At 60.8% G+C, this 18252-nt stretch carries 12 protein-coding genes; 7 read left to right on the top strand and 5 right to left on the bottom strand.

The genetic code is table 11. The annotated features are described in order from the left end of the window. Nucleotides 1–11 precede the first annotated feature (11 nt). Both FNU76_RS20785 and FNU76_RS20780 read right to left on the bottom strand, forming a co-directional pair. On the bottom strand, nt 12–1157 hold the full coding sequence (locus FNU76_RS20785; protein WP_144279973.1) for an MFS transporter: 1146 nt from the start codon (nt 1155–1157) through the stop codon (nt 12–14). Between the two features lie 78 nt (nt 1158–1235). Beyond that, a complete protein-coding gene (locus FNU76_RS20780) occupies nt 1236–3134 on the bottom strand; it encodes an ATP-binding cassette domain-containing protein (protein ID WP_144279972.1) in 1899 nt (632 codons plus the stop codon). A gap of 98 nt (nt 3135–3232) precedes the next feature. On the opposite strand from FNU76_RS20780, the gene FNU76_RS20775 reads away from it, so the two are divergent. The 5 genes from FNU76_RS20775 to FNU76_RS20755 all read left to right on the top strand — a co-directional run bounded on the left by FNU76_RS20775 (nt 3233) and on the right by FNU76_RS20755 (nt 10306). After that, nucleotides 3233–3910: a hypothetical protein gene (locus tag FNU76_RS20775; RefSeq protein ID WP_144279971.1), complete on the top strand. Its 678-nt coding sequence runs from the start codon at nt 3233–3235 to the stop codon at nt 3908–3910. A 23-nt stretch (nt 3911–3933) separates the two neighbouring features. Then, entirely contained in the window at nt 3934–4629 is a 696-nt protein-coding gene (locus tag FNU76_RS20770; protein ID WP_144279970.1) for a hypothetical protein, read from the top strand. Between the two features lie 228 nt (nt 4630–4857). Then, nucleotides 4858–6972: a response regulator gene (locus tag FNU76_RS24205; RefSeq protein WP_179958223.1), complete on the top strand. Its 2115-nt coding sequence runs from the start codon at nt 4858–4860 to the stop codon at nt 6970–6972. Between the two features lie 137 nt (nt 6973–7109). Continuing rightward, nucleotides 7110–7547 (top strand): hypothetical protein, encoded by a 438-nt coding sequence (locus tag FNU76_RS20760; protein ID WP_144279969.1) that lies wholly within the window; start codon nt 7110–7112, stop codon nt 7545–7547. Beyond that, nucleotides 7544–10306 (top strand): KGGVGR-motif variant AAA ATPase, encoded by a 2763-nt coding sequence (locus FNU76_RS20755; protein WP_144279968.1) that lies wholly within the window; start codon nt 7544–7546, stop codon nt 10304–10306. Before FNU76_RS20760 ends, FNU76_RS20755 begins: the two co-directional genes overlap by 4 nt. A gap of 142 nt (nt 10307–10448) precedes the next feature. On the opposite strand, the gene FNU76_RS20750 is transcribed toward FNU76_RS20755, so the two are convergent. Beyond that, nucleotides 10449–10916: a nuclear transport factor 2 family protein gene (locus FNU76_RS20750; RefSeq protein WP_144279967.1), complete on the bottom strand. Its 468-nt coding sequence runs from the start codon at nt 10914–10916 to the stop codon at nt 10449–10451. Between the two features lie 193 nt (nt 10917–11109). Here FNU76_RS20750 and alaS point away from each other — a divergent pair, with 193 nt between their 5' ends. Then, nucleotides 11110–13728 carry an alanine--tRNA ligase gene (alaS, locus tag FNU76_RS20745; RefSeq protein ID WP_144279966.1) on the top strand — a complete coding sequence of 873 codons (2619 nt, stop codon included), beginning with the start codon at nt 11110–11112 and terminating at the stop codon, nt 13726–13728. A gap of 51 nt (nt 13729–13779) precedes the next feature. On the opposite strand, the gene corA is transcribed toward alaS, so the two are convergent. Further along, complete coding sequence (corA, locus tag FNU76_RS20740) at nt 13780–14751, bottom strand: magnesium/cobalt transporter CorA (RefSeq protein ID WP_144279965.1); 972 nt, start codon at nt 14749–14751, stop codon at nt 13780–13782. Between the two features lie 131 nt (nt 14752–14882). On the opposite strand from corA, the gene FNU76_RS20735 reads away from it, so the two are divergent. Further along, on the top strand, nt 14883–15575 hold the full coding sequence (locus tag FNU76_RS20735) for a DUF4197 domain-containing protein (protein WP_144279964.1): 693 nt from the start codon (nt 14883–14885) through the stop codon (nt 15573–15575). A 6-nt stretch (nt 15576–15581) separates the two neighbouring features. Here FNU76_RS20735 and FNU76_RS20730 read toward each other — a convergent pair whose 3' ends face one another. Next, nucleotides 15582–18188 carry a M1 family metallopeptidase gene (locus FNU76_RS20730; RefSeq protein ID WP_144279963.1) on the bottom strand — a complete coding sequence of 869 codons (2607 nt, stop codon included), beginning with the start codon at nt 18186–18188 and terminating at the stop codon, nt 15582–15584. Nucleotides 18189–18252 lie beyond the last annotated feature (64 nt).

Genomic DNA, 18252 nt, shown 5'->3' with positions numbered 1-18252 from the left:
CTCCGCCTGCACTAGCGGAGTAGGCGGGTGTGAAAGGCCGCCACCGCGGTGCCGACACAGGCCAGGGCCAGCAGACCCAGCCCTGCCTGCAATCCAAAACCATGCGCTACATAGCCCATCACCGGCGGACCGAGCAGCGATCCGCTGTAACCCATGGTAGCCACGCCAGCCAGGGCGGTGGAGCCTTCGCGCCCTGCCGCGCTGAAGATGCAGGGAAACACCGCCGCCACGCCCAAGCCGGTCAGGGCGAAACCCACCACGGCTACCGGCACCGTCGGCGCCGCGATCGCGACGCAGATCCCCAGTGCCGCCAAACCGCCACTGTAGGCCAACAGGCGATGCGCGCCATAGTGCTCCTTCAGGCGATCGCCCACCAGGCGCGCCAGCAGCATGGCGCCTGCGAAGGCGGCATAGCCCAGCGGCGCCATTGCTTCGCTGGCATGCAGGTGATCGCGCAGGTATAGCGAAATCCAGTTGGTCAAGGAGCCCTCGGACAAGGCGCCCAGGAAGGCGATCATACCCAGCCAGACCAGGGCCCCATGCGGCAGGGCAAAATGTTTGCGGCCCAGTTCGGGATCGGGGGCATCGCAAGGCAGCACCCGGTAGGCCAGCAGCAAAGGCACCGCCAAGGCCAGGCTGATCAGCACGAAATGCAGCCAAGGCGCCAGCTCCAAGCCGGCCGCCGCGCTACCGAGCAGCGCGCCGCCGAAGGTCCCCACGCAAAACCAGGCATGCAGCAGCGACATGATGGACCGGCCAGCATCCCGCTCCTCCTCGGCACCCAAGGCATTGATCGCCACATCGAAGCAACTGATGGCCGCGCCCAGCAGAAAGGTTGCCCCCATCAACAAAGGCCAGCTGGAAATCAAGCCCAGCAAGGGCAGGCAGCACAGCAGCGCAACACCCGAAATCAGGGAAGTATGGCGGGCGCCATAATGCCCAACCAACCACGCCGCCAAGGGAAAGGAAGTAACCGCACCAATCCCGCTGCCCAACAACACCGTCCCCAGGGTGGCCGGGTCCAGTGCCAAGGCATCGCGTATGGCCGGCAGGCGTGCAGCCCAACTGGCGTAGATCATCCCAAGCAACATAAATAGGGCGGGGATGGCGGCACGGCGCAGGCGGCTGCCCGGTTGCGGGACAATTTCGGTGGTCATCGGGATAAACCGGCAAAAGAGTTTTCAGTTCGGGAAAAAACGCGGCCCGGTTTGGACCAGGCCGCGCCGGGCTACGCCTCAGTCTGCGGTCATTCCCTCGATCCGATCCTGCACTTCCAGCCATTGCGACTCGACCTTGGCGATATTGACCTCGATCTCCGCCTGTTGCCGCAGCAACTCCTTGAGCTTGTCCTTGGCATCGTCGGCATACATGGCGTCCTTGGCCAACTCGGCCGCCACGGCTGTCTTGCGGTCGGACAAGCCGGCCAGTTGCGCATCCAGACGGGCCTGCTCCTTCTCCAGCGGTTTACGCAAAGCGGATAGGCGCTGGCGCGCTTCCGCTTCCTGCCGCTTCTGTGCCTTGCGATCCAGCACCGGTGCTGCCGGCTCGTCCGAAGCAGCGATCGGCAAAGGCGCGCCGGTGTCGCGGAAGCGCTTGTAGTCGTCCAGGTCGCCGTCGAAATAGCTGACCTTGCCGCCCTCCACCAGCCAGAAACTGTCGGTGGTGGCGCGCAGCAAATGACGGTCGTGCGATACCACGATCATGGCGCCGACGTAGTCCTGCAGGGCCAGGGTCAGTGCGTGGCGCATTTCCAGGTCCAAATGGTTGGTCGGTTCGTCCAGCAACAGCAGGTTGGGCCGCTGCCAGACGATCATCGCCAAAGCCAGCCGGGCTTTTTCTCCGCCGGAGAAAGGCGCCACGGGGCCGCGCGCCATATCGCCGCGGAAATCGAAGCCGCCGAGGAAATTGAGCAGTTCCTGTTCGCGTACATTGGGACTGAGCTTCTGCAGATGCCAGAGTGGACTTTCGTCCATGCGCAAATGTTCCAGCTGATGCTGGGCAAAATAGCCTATCTGCAAGCCGCGCCCCTCGACCCGCTGCCCCGTCACCAGCGGCAAATCGCCGGCCAGCAACTTCACCAGGGTCGATTTGCCGGCGCCGTTACGGCCCAGCAGGCCGATGCGGGCGCCTGCTTCCACGCTGATTTCGACATTGTCCAGCAAGCGGTTGCCGCCATAGCCGGCCGCGCCATGCTCGATACGCAGCAAGGGATTGGGGCTGGAAACCGGCTCGCGGAAGCTGAAGTCGAACGGCGAATCCACGTGCGCCGCCGAGATCATCTCCATCCGCTCCAAGGCCTTGATACGGCTTTGCGCCTGGCGCGCCTTGGTGGCTTGGGCGCGGAAACGGTCGATGTATTTCTGCAGGTGGGCGGCTTCGCGCTGTTGCTTATCGAAAGCCTGTTGCTGCTGCGCCAGCTTTTCCGCCTTCTGCGCTTCGAATTCGGCGTAATTGCCGGTGTAAAGATCGATCTTGCCATTGGCCAGGTGGGCGATGGCATTGACCGTGGCATCGAGGAAGTCGCGATCGTGCGAAATCAGCAACAAGGTGCCGGGATAGCTGGCCAGCCAATTTTCCATCCAGATCACGGCATCGAGATCCAGGTGATTGGTCGGCTCGTCCAGCAGCAATAGATCGGACCGGCACATCAAGGCCTGTGCCAGATTCAAACGCATACGCCAGCCGCCGGAAAAACTGGCGACCGGCCGCGACAGATCGGCCGCGCTGAAACTCAAGCCATACAGCAGCTTGCTGGCGCGCGCCTCCGCCGCATAGCCATCGACGGCCTCGAATTGACCCAGCCATTCGGCGTGGACATTGCCGTCATGTTCGGGATTCTCGAGCTGGCGCTGGATATGACGCAGTTCCGCATCGCCATCGAGCACGTAATCCAGTGCACTGCTGCTGAGCGCGGGGGTTTCCTGGCGCACCGAGGCGACCACGAGATTGGAGGGATAGTCGATATCGCCGCCATCGGGCGACAGCTCGCCGCGTAGCAGGCCAAAGAAGCTGGACTTGCCCGCCCCGTTGGGGCCGACGATGCCGACCCGCTGGCCACGGTGGAGGATAAGATCGACGCGATCGAGCAGCACCTTGGTGCCGCGACGTAAAGTAAGGGAGGAGAGACGAATCATGGCGCAATTTTACCAGAGGCTGGCGAACCCTCCCCAGTGGATGAAATCGACTAGAATGATTTTGAACTGCACTCGAACGGTATTCCGGCCCCGCCACCATGCCAGCCTTTGACAGCCAATACGCCGAAACCGCCCTGGCGGCCTACCTTAACCTGTTGAAAAACAAGGGCGCGGCTACCGGCATCATCACCCGCCGCAAGCATTTCCTGCGCCATCTGCTGTCCGCTTTGGAAACGCAGGCCGACAGTCATATTACCGACGACGATGCAGGATATCGACGAGCGGTAGACGGCATAGTCCATAAATTCCCCGACGATCAGCAGATAGAGATCATCACCACCTCCCGCGAGTTCTACCCTTTCTGGATCGGCGACCTGAAAACCATCGCCCGGCTGAACGCCGCCGATGCCCTGTCGCTGGAACACTCGCCGGTCGATCTGCGCGGCAGCCTGGTCGATATGTTCGAGCGCCTGGACGCCGACCCCTGGTCGCGTTCCGAGCAACACTGCCTGCAAGCCTATATTGCGCGCATGGCCGAGCTAGGCACCCAGGACGCGGTGATGGATATCCGCGAACGCCTCCTGCTGTTGCTGCTATACGTCATCCGGCATGCCGAGGCCACGCCTACCGCCTATCGTGCCGGGGTGGATGCCATGCTGACCTTATTCAGCAAGGAAGATACGCGCCGCCTGTTCATCGAGATGGCGCGGGAATTCTTTTACTTCTGGAATGGATTCAATCACGGCGAGCAGACCACGCTCGCTCACGCCGCCTAGCCCAACGCCGAGCCCCTATCGCCATGAGCCGACCACCACCCGACCAGGCCCTAGAGCAGTACTTCAGCGAATTGAAGCAACGTGGCGTCGCCCACAAGCAACTCACCCTGGCGCGGCACTTTCTGCGGCATCTGCTATCCACCCTGCGCGACCTGCCGCAAGACGGCCTGGGCTATCGCAAGGCGGCGGAACTGACTTTGCGCAATTTTCCCGAAGACGCGCATTTCGTCGAGCTGATCCGCGACTTCTTTCCGCATTGGAATGGCGAGGCGCCCGATACCACCACGCTGCGCGCGGCCATCCCCACCGGCAACACCGCCGAACAAAGCGCCTTGCAAAATGCGCTGGTACGCATGAACGCCGATCCCTGGGCCCACACCACGCTGATCCAGCTGGAACGTCAGGCCCATCAGCTCAAAAGCATGCACCGCTATGCCGAAGAACTAAAAAAAGCCGGGCTTGACGATGCCAATATCCAGGCCCGCCTGAAATTGATCAAACTACTGCTGTTTACCATTCGCGACGTCACCCAGAATACCGATAGCTACCGCACCGGCGTGGACCAGGTATTGAGCCTATGCCCGCACCAGGAGCGCTGGCATGTATTCGTCAGCCTGGCGCGCGAATTCTTCTACTTCCTGGCCCACGATCCCGATGCCGCCGGCAAGCTGCAAAAGCAGATCGGCACCGCCGAACTGCAAGGCATGATGAGTACTTGATCCCACCACCCAGCGCCCCGGCAGCCGGGAAGACGGCGCCCGTCCGCCGGCTTCCGGGGCGGGCGTACAACAGTTGCGGCGGCAAACCCGCCTGGACGCCGAGCCGCCTCCGTTTTTGCTGCATAATCGCCCACTTTCGCACGACCGAATATTTTCCGGCATGGCCGTCTCCCTCGACCGGCCCCGGTTAGGCACTGCCCGGCCACAGGCCCATTTGAGGTGCATGTTTTGAAAAAATTATTCGACCGGCTCAGACCAAAGACGGCCCGGACAAAGATCCTATGGGTATTCCTGGTGGTCAATCTGCTGACCACCGCAGCGTATACGCTCTATATCTGGGATCTGAAATCAACCGGCGTACGCGAAGCGATCGATGCCAGGCTGATAGCCGGCGTCAGTGCCGCGCCCAAGATGATAGGCCAGGACTACCTGCGCCGCGCCACCGGACCACGAGCGATCGATGACTCGACCTATATCGATCTCGTCCGGCTGCTGAACGACTATTGCCACCGGACCGGCCTGCGCTACCTCTATGTATTCAGCGAGGTCGAAGGCAAGCTGGTCTATCTGGCCGATACCGCCGACGAAGCGGAAATCAGCAGCGGCAATTTCGGCCGCTTCTACCAGCTTTATGAGATAGCACCGCATCCCGCCATTGTCGCCACCCTGCGCACCGGCAAGACCCACTTCGCCGAATACCGCGACCGTTTCGGTTATTTCCGCTCGGTGTTCCAGGCCATCCCCCGTGCCGACGGCCGCAATGTGGTGGTGGGCGCCGATGTGGAAATCAGTTATGTGCAAGCCGAATTGAACAAGGCTTTGCAACAATCCCTCGGCATCGGCCTGCTGATCTTTGTCGTGGGCATCCTGGGCTCGACCTGGCTGGCGCGGATCCTGACCACGCCCTTGCACAAGCTCGCCCGCGCGGTCGACCAGGTCGCCAAGGGCGACTACCAAGCGCGCGTACCGGTAGTCGGCGAAGACGAATTCGCCAGCCTGGCACGGGCTTTCAATGAAATGAGCGGTGCCATCAGCGGGCGGGCCAGCGAAAAGGCCAGGCTCTTGCACGCACTGGAACGCAATGAAGAGGTACTGGAAGCACGCGTGGTCGAACGCACGCGCGAACTTGCCGACGCCAACGCCACCCTGCGCCTGCACGAACGGGAGCTGGAAGCGGCACGCAAGCAGGCCGAGCAGGCTTCTCAGATGAAGTCGATGTTCCTGGCCAATATGAGCCATGAAATCCGTACGCCGATGAACGCGGTACTGGGCATGTCGTACCTGGCGCTCAGCACCGAACTCAATGTCCGCCAGCGCGACTATGTGGAGAAGATCCAGCGCTCGGCCCGGCACCTGCTGGGCATCATCAACGACATCCTGGATTTTTCCAAGGTCGAGGCCGGCAAGCTGGCACTGGAGCGGGTGGAATTCGACCTGCAGAGCGTGTTGGACAACCTCACCGACCTGATCGGCGAACAATGCATCAAGAAGGGCCTGACCCTGGTCTTCGATATCGATCCTTCCTTGGATCGCACGCTACAGGGCGACCCGACCAGGCTGGGACAGATTCTGGTCAACTTCGCCAATAACGCCATCAAGTTCACCGAAAATGGCGAAGTGCGGGTCGTCGCCTACTGCCTGCAATCAGGCGATGATGAGTTGCTGGTGCATTTCGAAGTGAAGGACAGCGGCATCGGCATGGATGCCGACCAGCAAGCCCTGCTGTTCCAACCTTTCCAACAGGCCGACATCAGCACCACCCGCAAATACGGCGGCACCGGCCTGGGCCTGGCGATTTCAAAGGAATTGGCTCAGCTGATGGGCGGTGAAATCGGCGTACGCAGCGTACTGGGACAAGGTAGTTGCTTCTGGTTTACCGCCCGCCTGGGCCTGGCCCCACAAAAGCGCCCTACCCCCGCCCCCCTGCCGGTCGCCGCCGCGCAAGTGGAACTGACCCAATTCCACGGTGCGCAAGCCTTGCTGGTGGACGACAACGAAATCAATCTGGAAATCGGCGCCTACCTGCTGAAGCGGGCCGGCCTACTGGTGGACCAGGCCGTAGACGGCAAGATGGCATTGGATATGCTGGCCGCCAAGGACTACGACATCGTGCTGATGGATATGCAGATGCCGGTGATGGATGGCCTGACCGCCACCCGCCATATCCGCGCCCAGCCACGGCTGGCCAACCTCCCCATCATCGCCCTGACCGCCAACGCCATCCAGGGCGACCGCGAGCGCTGCCTGGAAGCGGGCATCAGCGACCACCTCGCCAAGCCCATCGAACCGCAGCAGTTGTTCGATGCCTTGCAGCGATGGTTGCCGGCGCAGGTGGCGTCTTAGGGTCTGTGGCACACCTTGGCTTGCGTGTTGTAAGCCAAGGTCCTCGATTTGACGCCCTTCAGAGCGCCTTCTGCGAAGACACGTTGAGAAGATCGGTGTAGCACGCGTAGGATCTGTTCGTCACAGGACCTCGGTAAATGAGCGCGATCCCTTTCACCTACCGCGAACTAAGGAATGCTTGGCGCGAACTCTCCACCATCGCCACGGTAGCGGCTGCCAATACGCGTAAGAACCCACACCGTTTGCTGTTGTTCTATGCCGTGGAATGTGGTCTAAAGGCTGTTTGGCTCAAACGCCGAAACCGCGACCTATTCGACCGCGAGGACATCGACAAATCCGGTCACAATCTGCGACAAGTGCTTAAAGAATTGAAAGTAGGGACGAACTTGTCACTGCCTGAAAATTTGCAACTTAGTCCGATTACGCGCAACGGCGCACAAGAACCTCGCAATGGAGACGTCAGTATTCTGCATCAAGCATGGCGTTATGGCGGAAGTTGCATCACCCCCACCGACAACGAATGCGAAACTCAGTTGGAACAAGTATTGAAGTGGATTCAAGGAGAACTCAAATGAGACTGCAAACGGAGGCAGCCGAGCGTCTGCTAACCTGGCTGGACATTGAGCGCATGCTTAAACGGTGCACGGTGTTGTGGACTCAACTACCCCCAGGGGTGCAAAGCGTGGATTGCTTCGCAAGCGGCATGGAGGTCCGTTATTTTTCCGAGACGGAGAAGATAGATGAATGGCTAAGCCTAGTTTTCGGCCAGGCATACCGGCGCGAGTCAAGAGCAATCTCTTTGCGCATCGGCGAGACCAATTATCCGGTGGAATTCATACAGGAAGCGGACGCTGAAATGCTCCCCGCAGGGCAAAACTACCCGCTGTGGCGCGATGTTACCTACTTACCCGTCGAAGAAGCCGCCGAGGTTGACACTTGCGCGCAATCTCGCATAAAGCACTTGGCAAATGCCCCGATGGATTGGGCAAATGGCCCTGATTTAGTCTCCTTCCATTCCTTCAAAGGCGGCGTTGGGCGCACCACCACTCTCATGACCTATGTGGCGGCATGCATGCGGGAGCCCAGCTCAGGCCCCAAGAAAATCCTAGTAGTAGATGCGGACATGGAGGCTCCTGGTGTCAGCTTCTGGCTGGATGACGTCAACCGGCCTACGGTGTCTTTCTTGCAATTGCTGGAAGCCCTGCACTACCCGCCTGCCGGGCTAGTAGAGGCCACCCTGGACTTCTTCGCGCAAGAGCTGCGGAAGACTTCACTCAACGTAGGGGTGCGACAGCATGAATTGTTTGTGTTGCCGGCGGCCTTGGACTTGGCAGAAATTCAGGATATGCCGGTGACGCCCGAGCACTTAGCCCGCAACCCGGCCAACCCCTGGCAGCTGTCGGATCACTTGCATGCCTTGGGCCACCGCTTAGGTGTGGACGCCGTGTTTATCGATCTACGTGCTGGTTTGAGTGAACTAGCCAGCCCCATCCTATTCGACCCGCGGGTGGATCACTTCTTCGTCAGCACGGTGGCACCGCAATCGGTGCAAGGTATGGCCGAAGTGATGCGTCGCCTATACACCTTCAATTGTCAATTACCAGCAGCCCAGGAAAGGGATGCACGCCCCACGGTGGTGCTAAGTCTGCTGACTAAGGAATTACGGGATGGAGCACACTACGAACACGCTTTGAAGACGTTGGGCGAGGCTTATCCTACAGACGATGCGCTGAATTCCGGAGTGCAGTGGCTAGAGGCAGAGTTTTTGAATAGCCTGATGTCCATCGGATCGGTGCGCGAGGCGTTAGAAGCCCTGCCCCAGTCCAACCGCTTGTTTGCAAGCGCGAGTGAATGGGCAAAAGCTCTCTACGCTACGCCTGAGGCGGCACTGGCGGCTCTGCCTACCGGCGATATCGGTGCAATAAGCTCGTCAAGGCAAGAGCAAGCAAAGAGGTTATATGAAGTCTGCGAGGCCGCACAGTTTGCTGATAGCAGTACTACAAACGCCATACTCGCCACGGAACCTCTGCTCAATCTCGGCAAGCATTTCGCAAATGAGTTACCCAACCTGTTAATGACCGGTGCTAAGGGCGCGGGCAAGACATTCACCTTTCGCCAGTTGGTGGGCTTAGGCACGTGGCAGGGTTTCTTGAGCAAGTTGGGGTTTGAACCATCGAGTACGATCGACGCGGAAGTGTTTCCGGTACTATGGTCAGACAACATCCCGGACACGCCAAACGGTGAAATCAAGTTAAGGCAGGTACGCACAATTGACTTGATGCAAGGCGATAAAGGGCTGTTGCTTAGTGCCAGTACGGTGCGACGGACGATTGAAGATGCACTCAAGTCAACACCTGATCACTGGGAGGACTTCTGGGACGATTTTATCGCTCGCCAGTTCGGCGTCTCAGAGGGTGGGCTGCGAGCCTTGAATCAATCTCTGGCAGCTCATTCTACACGAGTTGTATTTGTGTTCGACGGCATTGAAGATATGTTTAAGGACGCCAATGACGACCGAGCCGCTGAGGCTATCCATGCCCTGCTCCGCTTGCCCAATCGCGTGGGAGAACTGGAAAACCGACACATGGGTGCCATCGTGTTTGTTCGGGCGGATTATGTGCAAGCAACAGTCCGCCAGAATCTGGGCCAATGGCTGCAACGCTTTCAACCGTTTCATCTGCAATGGAATCCCGAGAGTTTCTTGCGTCTTGCCTATATGCTGAGTTGCCAAGCCGACATCCTTTCGAGTGGAAAAAAGTCGGCGGAGTCTCTGCGTATCGAAGAGCTGAAGTTCGAGTTGGAACGCCTTTGGGGGAAAAAGCTCGGCGGCGAAAAGTCTAAGGAGGCTCATTCCGCACGATGGGTATATGCCGCATTGTGTGACCTCAAGGGAAATGTACAGGCACGTGACTTGGTGCGCTTCCTCAAGTTCGTTGCGGAGTTGGAGTCAACACGAACAGGGCAAACGTGGCCAGATCGTCTTCTTACACCAGAATCCATGCGTAAGGCCATTTCCAGTTGTAGCGCCGAGAAAGTGCGCGAGGCCAAGTCGGAGATTGCGCCATTAAAAAACTGGACGGACTTGATGGATGCGAATGGTATTCGCAAGCTCAGAGTACCGTTCAGCATGGAGCAGGCACAGCTTGATTCGAAGCTCCTTGGTAGATTGCAAGAGATCGGCGTGATCTATGAAGATATCGAGGGGAACTTGGGTGAGGAGAGGTTGTTCCTTCCCGAAATCTACCGATATGGGCTGGGCTTCGAAACCTCGGCAGGGGGGCGCCCACGTACGCAGTACCTACTGAAGAAAAACATTGGGTTCATTCCCCTTTGAAGTACGAACATCCCAGATGTCTGCATAAGATGCCCACGAAAGAAACGATGCCCAAAGCTCACCATTTGGTCCTGAGCGGTCATCACTCAGTGCCTGCTCGGTCCATGGAAGTTTCGTGAGGATGTTTTCCGAAAACGACAGCTTAGGCTCGACGTCGATACGCCTCCAACGACGCCCTCGCCTGCTTGCGGATCGAGGCCTGTACCGGCGGCAGCCAGCCCAGCAGCACGCCTTTCAATCCCAAGGCCTGGCGCGACCAGCGCCATAGATCGAAGACGTCGCGATGGCGGACGATCTTGCCGTCGCGGAATTCAAAGGTGGCGCGGATATCATTGACCACCATATTGCCGGTCTTGCTGAATTCGTAAGTGGCCACCCAATGGGCGCTCCCACCCTGCTCGTCCGCTCGTACTTCGTCGAATTCGAGCGAGAAGCGCTTGGCCCGGGCACACAGCATCTTCCACATATCGCCGGCTTCTTCGCCGCGCAAGCCGATAAAGACCGGATCGTCGAACACCACCTCGGGGTGGTAGCAAGCAGCCATGGCCGCACCATCCAGCTGCTGGAAGGCCTGGTAAAAGCGTTCGATCAATTGCGCATTGGGGTGCATCGCGAGTCTCCGGCATAGGACAGGCATCATGTACCGCACGGGCGTTTCATCGCAATGGCGGCTTGGTCGCCGTTGCATTTATCCCGCATCGTGTCTCGCCGGGACCACCTAAGTCGTCCGGCTCCGCCAGTCGGCCGGTTTCGGGCATAATTGGCGGCTATTTTTCCAGACTTCCCGCACGGATATCCACCTTATGCGTACCGCCGAAATCCGCCAGAAATTCCTCAGCTTCTTCGAGAGCAAGGGCCACCAGATCGTCAACTCCAGCCCGCTGGTGCCGGGCAATGACCCGACCATCATGTTCACCGTGGCCGGCATGGTGCAATTCAAGGATGTGTTCCTGGGCAACGAGCGGCGCAATTACAGCCGTGCCGTCACCAGCCAGAAATGCCTGCGGGCCGGCGGCAAGCACAACGACCTGGAAAATGTCGGCTATACCGCTCGCCATCACACTTTCTTCGAGATGCTGGGTAATTTCAGCTTCGGCGACTATTTCAAGCGCGATGCCCTCCACTACGCCTGGGAATTCCTCACCAGCCCGGCCTGGCTGGGCCTGCCGCAAGAAAAACTGATGGTCACCGTCTACGCCACGGACGACGAAGCTTTCGAGATCTGGAACAAGGAAGTCGGCATCCCGTCCGAACGCATCGTTCGCATCGGCGACAACAAGGGCGCGCCCTATGCCTCCGATAATTTCTGGACCATGGGCGACACCGGTCCCTGCGGCCCTTGCACCGAGATCTTCTACGACCACGGTCCCGACGTCGCCGGCGGCCCTCCCGGCTCGCCCGATGAGGATGGCGACCGCTACGTCGAGATCTGGAACAATGTGTTCATGCAGTTCAACCGCGACGAAAGCGGCACGCTGCATCCCCTGCCCAAGCCTTCGGTCGATACCGGCATGGGCCTGGAGCGGCTGTCGGCGGTGTTGCAGCACGTCCACACCAATTACGAAACCGATCTCTTCGTCGATCTGCTACAGGCGACCGCCCGCGAAACCGGCGTGCCTTATAACCAGGAAACCCCTTCGCTCAAGGTGATCGCCGACCATATCCGCGCCTGTACCTTCCTGATCGCCGACGGCGTGCTGCCTTCCAATGAAGGCCGTGGCTATGTGCTGCGTCGCATCGTGCGCCGTGCCGTCAGACACGGCTACAAGCTGGGCCAGAAGGGTTTGTTCTTCCACAAACTGGTCCCCGACCTGGCCCGCTTGATGGGCGAAGCCTACCCCGACCTGCTGGAAGGCCAGGCCTTTATCATGGCGGCCCTGAAGACCGAGGAAGAGCAGTTCGCCCGTACGCTGGACAATGGCATGGCGCTGTTGGAAAAGTCGCTGGAAGGCGGCAAGCGCCGGCTGGAAGGCAAGACCGCGTTCGCCCTGCACAGCACCTATGGCTTCCCGGTCGATCTGACCGCCGATATCTGCCGCGAACGCGAGGTCGAGCTGGATATGGCCGGTTATGAGCGCGAACTGGCCGAGGAACAAGCCCGCGGCCGCGCCGCCGGTACCTTCGGCGCTGTAACGCAGGTTGAATACAACGGCGACGATACTACCTTCGATGGCTATGAGCACAGCGAGGCAGAGGCCCGCGTACTGGCCCTGTACAAGGACGGCGTAGCGGTGGACAGCCTGCAAGCCGGCGATGCCGGCATGGTCGTGCTGGACAACACCGCCTTCTATGCCGAAGGCGGCGGCCAGATCGGCGATAGCGGTCAACTCTGCGGTGCTTCGGCACGGTTTGAAGTCAGCGACACCCGCAAGGTGAAGTCGGCGGTATTCGGCCATGTCGGTACGCTGGCCAGCGGCACGCTGAAGCTGGGCGATGCGGTCAGCGCCCGTATCGACAGCGGCAAACGCCTGGCGACGGCGCGTAACCACTCGGCCACCCATTTGCTGCATGCCGCGTTGCGCCAGATCCTGGGCACCCATGTGCAACAAAAGGGTTCGCTGGTCAATCACGAACGTACCCGTTTCGACTTTGCCCACAATCAGGCGGTGACGGCCGAGGAAATCGTCCGTATCGAAGCCCTGGTCAACCAGCAGATCGTTGCCAACCATCCGGTCGGCGCCAGCATCATGAAGCAGGATGAAGCCTTGCAGGCCGGCGCCATGGCGCTGTTCGGCGAGAAGTATGGCGACGAAGTACGCGTATTGAAGATGGGTGAGTTTTCCACCGAACTGTGTGGCGGCACGCACGTCCAGCGCACCGGCGATATCGGCTTCTTCAAGATTGTCGCCGAGGGCGGCGTGGCGGCCGGGATTCGCCGGGTGGAAGCCCTGACCGGCGAAGGCGCCCTGGCCCATGTGCAGCATATGGAACAGGAAATCCGTGCCGCCACCCACTTGGTGCAGGCTCAGCCGGGCGACCTGGTCGGCAAGCTGGAAAAACTGCACGCCGAACAAAAAGCCCTGGAAAAGGAACTGGCCAAGTTGCGCGGCAAATTGGCCGCCAGCGCCGGCAACAGCCTGCAGGAGCAAGCGGTCGAGGTAAACGGCATCAAGGTGCTGGCCGCCACGGTGGAAGGCGCCGACAACAATGCCCTGCGCGAGATGGTGGACAAGCTCAAGGACAAACTGGGCCGCGCCGCCATCGTGCTGGCCTCGGTCGGTGACGGCAAGGTCGCCCTGGTGGCCGGCGTAACCGCCGACCTGACCGGCACGGTCAAGGCCGGCGAGCTGGTCAATTTCGTCGCCCAGCAGGTGGGTGGCAAGGGCGGTGGCCGGCCGGACATGGCCATGGCCGGCGGCACCAACCCTGCCGGCCTGCCGGCGGCGCTGGCCGCCGTGGCCGGCTGGGTCGGCGCCAAGTAAGTTGGATACGGGCAGCCTGGACAGGCTGCCCGTATCCAGCGGCGCCTGGGCTTACAGCCAGCCCACCTTCTTGAACCGCCGCCACAGCACCAGATCCAGTGTAAACATGGTCGCCAGCGTAAGCGGGTAGGCCCACGCTATCTTCAACTCCGGCATATTTTCAAAATTCATACCGTAGACGCCGGCAATCATGGTGGGAATGGCGAACAGGGCGGCATAGGCCGCCAGCTTCTTGCTGACCGCCGAATCGTCCAGCGAGATCATGGCCAGATTGACCTGGACGGCGGCGCTGAGCATATCCCGCACCGACTCCACCGATTTGACGATGCGCTCCAGGTGGTCATACACGTCGCGAAAATAATCGCTCATCCCCACACAAACGCCGGGTACCCGGCCGCCATGCAAATGGGCAATGGCTTCCAGCAGGGGCACGGCGGCATGGCTGACCGTCACCAGCTTTCGTTTGAGGCTATAGAGTTCCTCGATATTGGTACGGGCGGAACCGCTGCGCGAGAACATCCTTTCCTCGATCGCCTCCAGCTCGCCTTCCAGATGGTGCACGACCTCGAAATACCGGTCCACCACCGCATCCATCAGCGCATACAAGACAAAACCGGCGCCGTGCTGCAGCAATTGCGGCTCGCGTTCGCAGCGCTCGCGCACATTGAGAAAACCGATGCGCGAGCGATTGCGGATGGACAGCACGAAATTGCTGCCGACAAAGACCGCCAACTCGCCCTGCTGCAAGCGCCCTTCCTTATCGATATCCAGCACATGCAGTACGCAGAACAGCATGTGGTCGTACTCCTCCAGCTTGGGTCGCTGGTGGCCATTGCGAGCATCCTCGACGGCCAGGTCGTGCAGGCCGAATTCCAGCTGCATCGTTTCCAATTCTTCCGGGGAGGCATCCTTGAGCGCCACCCACACGAAGCAGTCGGAGTGCATGACGTAGTCGCTGATGGCTTCCACCGTCAGGTCGGCAATTTTCTTACCGGCTTGATAAGCCGCGCAATTGATCAGCATGACATCTCCATAGACAACACTATCCTGGCCCGCCAGGCGGGCCGCAGGATCGCTATACTGCCGCCTAGCAGGCCTCCGCGACAAGCCTGACCGACGCGCTTCCCACCCCCCTCTACCCTGCCGAGATTGCCATGCTCCCATCCCGCCTGATTCCACCCCTGATCGCCTTGCTGCTGGGCCTGAGCTGCCAAGCCGGCGAGCTTGACCAGCTTGCCGGCAAGGATGCCGCCGCCGGCCTGAAGGAAGCCTTGATCCAGGCCGCCGGCGTAGCGGTCGGCCAACTGGGCAAGACCGACGGCTTCCTGAGCGATAGCCAGGTGAAGATCCCCTTGCCGGACAGCCTGCGTAAAGGTGAACGCCTGCTCCGTAGCATGGGTCTGGGCCAGCAGGCCGACGATCTGGTCACCAGCATGAATCGCGCGGCCGAGGGTGCGGTGCAGCAAGCCAAACCCATCCTGGTCGACTCGATCCGCAAAATGAGCTGGCAGGACGCCAAGGGAATACTGAGCGGTGGAGAAACCGCTGCCACCGAATACTTTCGCCGTACCACCAGCGACAGCCTCGGCGCCCGCTTCCGGCCCATAGTCAGCCAGTCCACCAAGCGGGTCCGATTGGCGGAAAAATACAATGCCTATGCCGGCCAGGCTGCCCAGCTGGGCTTGATCAAGGCGGAAGACGCCAATATCGACGACTACGTCACCCGCAAGACCATCGACGGCCTCTTCCTGGTCATCGGCCAACAGGAGAAATCCATCCGCGCCGACCCCATGGGCCAAGCCAGCAAACTGCTGCGCAAGGTGTTCGGCGCGGCGGACGGAAAATAACCCAGCTCAATGCACTTTCAGCGCGGCCCGCAAGGGTTCCGCCTGTGCCTCCCGATAGGCGGCGCATAAGCGGATGGTCTCCAACGCCTGCTTGAGGGTGTTGGGGCCGCCTTGGTAGCGCGCCATCAGCGGGGAGAAGAAGCGCTCCACCCGATCGGCTTCGGCAAGGCTGCAGAAATTGCTGAACATCTCCGGCAGGCGGCCCGGCCCCTCCTTGGACAGGCGCGCAGCCAGTGGCTTGAAATTGCGCATGACAAAGCGCAAGGATCCTTCCCTCAAGGCTTGATTGCCGTTCTGGGTAGTCAGCAAAGCTTCCGATTCGCGAATATCGTGCTCCGGCCGCAGTAGCAGCATCCGGGCGGCTTCGGCCAATTGCGGCTGGCGGAAGTTGCCCAGCGCCCGGTAAAGATCGCTCCGTTCGCTACGGCTGGTGGTCTTGAGCGCTTGCCGTACATAGCCGTCGAACAGGCTGCGGTCGCCGTCCAGCGCGGCGGTCTTCAACACACTGGCGCGTACGGCGGCATCCAGCGTGCCCGGATCGCGCAGCCAGGCGCGGGCCAGGCGGTCGGCGTCGTGGCGCAAGCCTGCATCGCGGCCGTGGTCCGCAAATGGCGCCACCAAGCTATTCCGCAACAAGCGGTCCTCCTCCCCCTCGCCTGCCGCACCGATAAAGCCCAAGCGGTGGGCGCGCTCTCCGAACAGACGCTGCCACCACGCGGCGTAGGCGGGCCGGTCAGCGTCGCTCAACAGCGGTTCGACCTGGAGCAGGACAGCGCGCACGCTATCCACCACCTCACGCCGGGAGTGGCTGGCAAAACGCTCGGCCAGTGTCAGGGCGTCGGCCAAAGGGAGGTCACCGGACTCGGTCAGTGCCTTGGCATCGTCCAGATTAGCCAATAGCGCGTTGACGCCGAGATCGGCCCGGCTCATCAGGTTCAACAATTGGCCCGGGGCATAAACCGGACGGTAATAACCGGCGCCGTCCACATTCGCGTCCACCCAGTCCGGACATTGCTCGCCCGGCAAAGGCAACTCCCCCCCGGCTTGCGTCAACACCAACTGCGCCCGGCCTGCCGGCGTACGCACCGTCACCGGCAGCTGCCACATCGCCGCCGCCGAAGCGGCCGAGCCACGGGGCAGGAAGCGCTGTTGCGACAGCAGCAGGCGAGGCTTGCCGTCGCAGCGCAGCTGTAGCGCCAGACGCGGTATGCCGGGTTGTTCGGTAAAGCTGCGGAAGGCTTCCACCAGCTGGGCATCGCCATCGCTCATGGCGGCCATGAAATCTCCGCCGGTGGCATTGCCCCAGGCATGGCGGTCCATATAGCGGCGTACGCCGGCCTGGAAACGCTCGGCCCCCAGCCAGGTCTCGAACATGCCCAGCATGGCATGGCCCTTCTGGTAGGTGATGTGATCGAAGGCGCCTCCCAGATCCTGCCGGACCAGCACGTTCTGGTGGATACGGCGGGTAGTGTGCAATCTATCCAGCCACATCGCCTTACTACGCGCCTGCTGCACGCTGGTCTGCCAATGCCATTCCGGCACCACCTGGTCGGTGATCTTGTCGCCCATCCAGGAGGCAAACGATTCGTTCAGCCATAGATCGTCCCACCAGGCCATGGTCACGTAATTGCCGAACCATTGGTGAGCCAGCTCATGCGCGCCGATGGCAACGTAGTCGCGCTTGAACTTGTCGGTTTCCTCGCCGGGTTTGGCCAACATCAGCTTCGAGGCGAAGGTGATCAAGCCGGCATTCTCCATGGCGCCGAAACCGACGGTCAGCGGCAATGCCATCATATCCAGCTTCTCGTACGGGTACTTCATGCCGAAGTAGCTTTCCAGGCGGCTGACCAGCGCGGGGGTCATGCTGGCGGCGTAGCGCGCTTCGGCGGCACGGCCTCGCGGCGTGATAAAACGTATCGCGGTATCGCCGCTACGGCCGCCATCGAGGATATCGAAAGGGCCGACGCCGAAGGCCACCAGATAGCTGGGCAGCGGTTTGCTGGTCTGGAAATCGACCCGCTTCCACCCGCCCGGCAAGAGGGTTTCGCTACGTTGCGGCGTATTCGCCACCGCGGTCAGCTTGGCCGGTACGGTCAGGGACAGCGTCCAAGGCACCTTCCAGCCCGGCTCATCGAAACAGGGAAAAGCCATGCGCGCGTCGGTCGCTTCGAACTGGGTAAACGCATACCAATCGCCGCCCTCTTTCTGGCGGAACAGGCCGGCGACATCCTTGTCCTGCAAGCGCCCGCTGAAGTGCACCTTCAGCTTGGCGGGGCCGACAGGCAGGTCCTGCTTGAAATCGATATCGAGCAAGTCGCCATCGCGTATACGGGCGCGGCCGTCGAGAGGGGCGGATTGGCCTGCCACCTCCAGCAAGGCCGATTGCACCGCGATACCGGTGGCATTGAGGCGCAAGGTGCGGCTGGGCCGCTTGATATCCAGTTCGATCAGCACCTCGCCGCTGTGACGAGGCTGATCGGGATCCAGCTTGATGGACAGTTGATAGGCGCGCGGGCTGGCCACATCGGGCAGCCGCATCGGCAGTTCGGTTTTGGCAGCCCAGGCAGGCAGGGCGAGCAAGCACGATAAGACCAGGCGGGTCAGCCGCTTCATTGAATTTCCTCCGGTGTCCGGCTAGTGCCGGTAGACGAGCAAGAAACAGGCTGCCGGCTCCCTG

The sequence above is a fragment of the Chitinimonas arctica genome (assembly GCF_007431345.1).
Lineage (GTDB): Bacteria > Pseudomonadota > Gammaproteobacteria > Burkholderiales > Chitinimonadaceae > Chitinimonas > Chitinimonas arctica.
Note: the sequence above shows the minus strand (reverse complement) of the source record. Positions and strands in the feature narration are given on the sequence as shown.

Bases quoted from the DNA above. Each gene is read 5' to 3' on its own strand.
- FNU76_RS20785 (WP_144279973.1), bottom strand. From the start codon at position 1,157: ATGACCACCGAAATTGTCCCGCAACCGGGCAGCCGCCTGCGCCGTGCC.
- FNU76_RS20780 (WP_144279972.1), bottom strand. From the start codon at position 3,134: ATGATTCGTCTCTCCTCCCTTACTTTACGTCGCGGCACCAAGGTGCTG.
- FNU76_RS20775 (WP_144279971.1), top strand. From the start codon at position 3,233: ATGCCAGCCTTTGACAGCCAATACGCCGAAACCGCCCTGGCGGCCTAC.
- FNU76_RS20770 (WP_144279970.1), top strand. From the start codon at position 3,934: ATGAGCCGACCACCACCCGACCAGGCCCTAGAGCAGTACTTCAGCGAA.
- FNU76_RS20760 (WP_144279969.1), top strand. From the start codon at position 7,110: ATGAGCGCGATCCCTTTCACCTACCGCGAACTAAGGAATGCTTGGCGC.
- FNU76_RS20755 (WP_144279968.1), top strand. From the start codon at position 7,544: ATGAGACTGCAAACGGAGGCAGCCGAGCGTCTGCTAACCTGGCTGGAC.
- FNU76_RS20750 (WP_144279967.1), bottom strand. From the start codon at position 10,916: ATGCACCCCAATGCGCAATTGATCGAACGCTTTTACCAGGCCTTCCAG.
- alaS (WP_144279966.1), top strand. From the start codon at position 11,110: ATGCGTACCGCCGAAATCCGCCAGAAATTCCTCAGCTTCTTCGAGAGC.
- corA (WP_144279965.1), bottom strand. From the start codon at position 14,751: ATGCTGATCAATTGCGCGGCTTATCAAGCCGGTAAGAAAATTGCCGAC.
- FNU76_RS20735 (WP_144279964.1), top strand. From the start codon at position 14,883: ATGCTCCCATCCCGCCTGATTCCACCCCTGATCGCCTTGCTGCTGGGC.
- FNU76_RS20730 (WP_144279963.1), bottom strand. From the start codon at position 18,188: ATGAAGCGGCTGACCCGCCTGGTCTTATCGTGCTTGCTCGCCCTGCCT.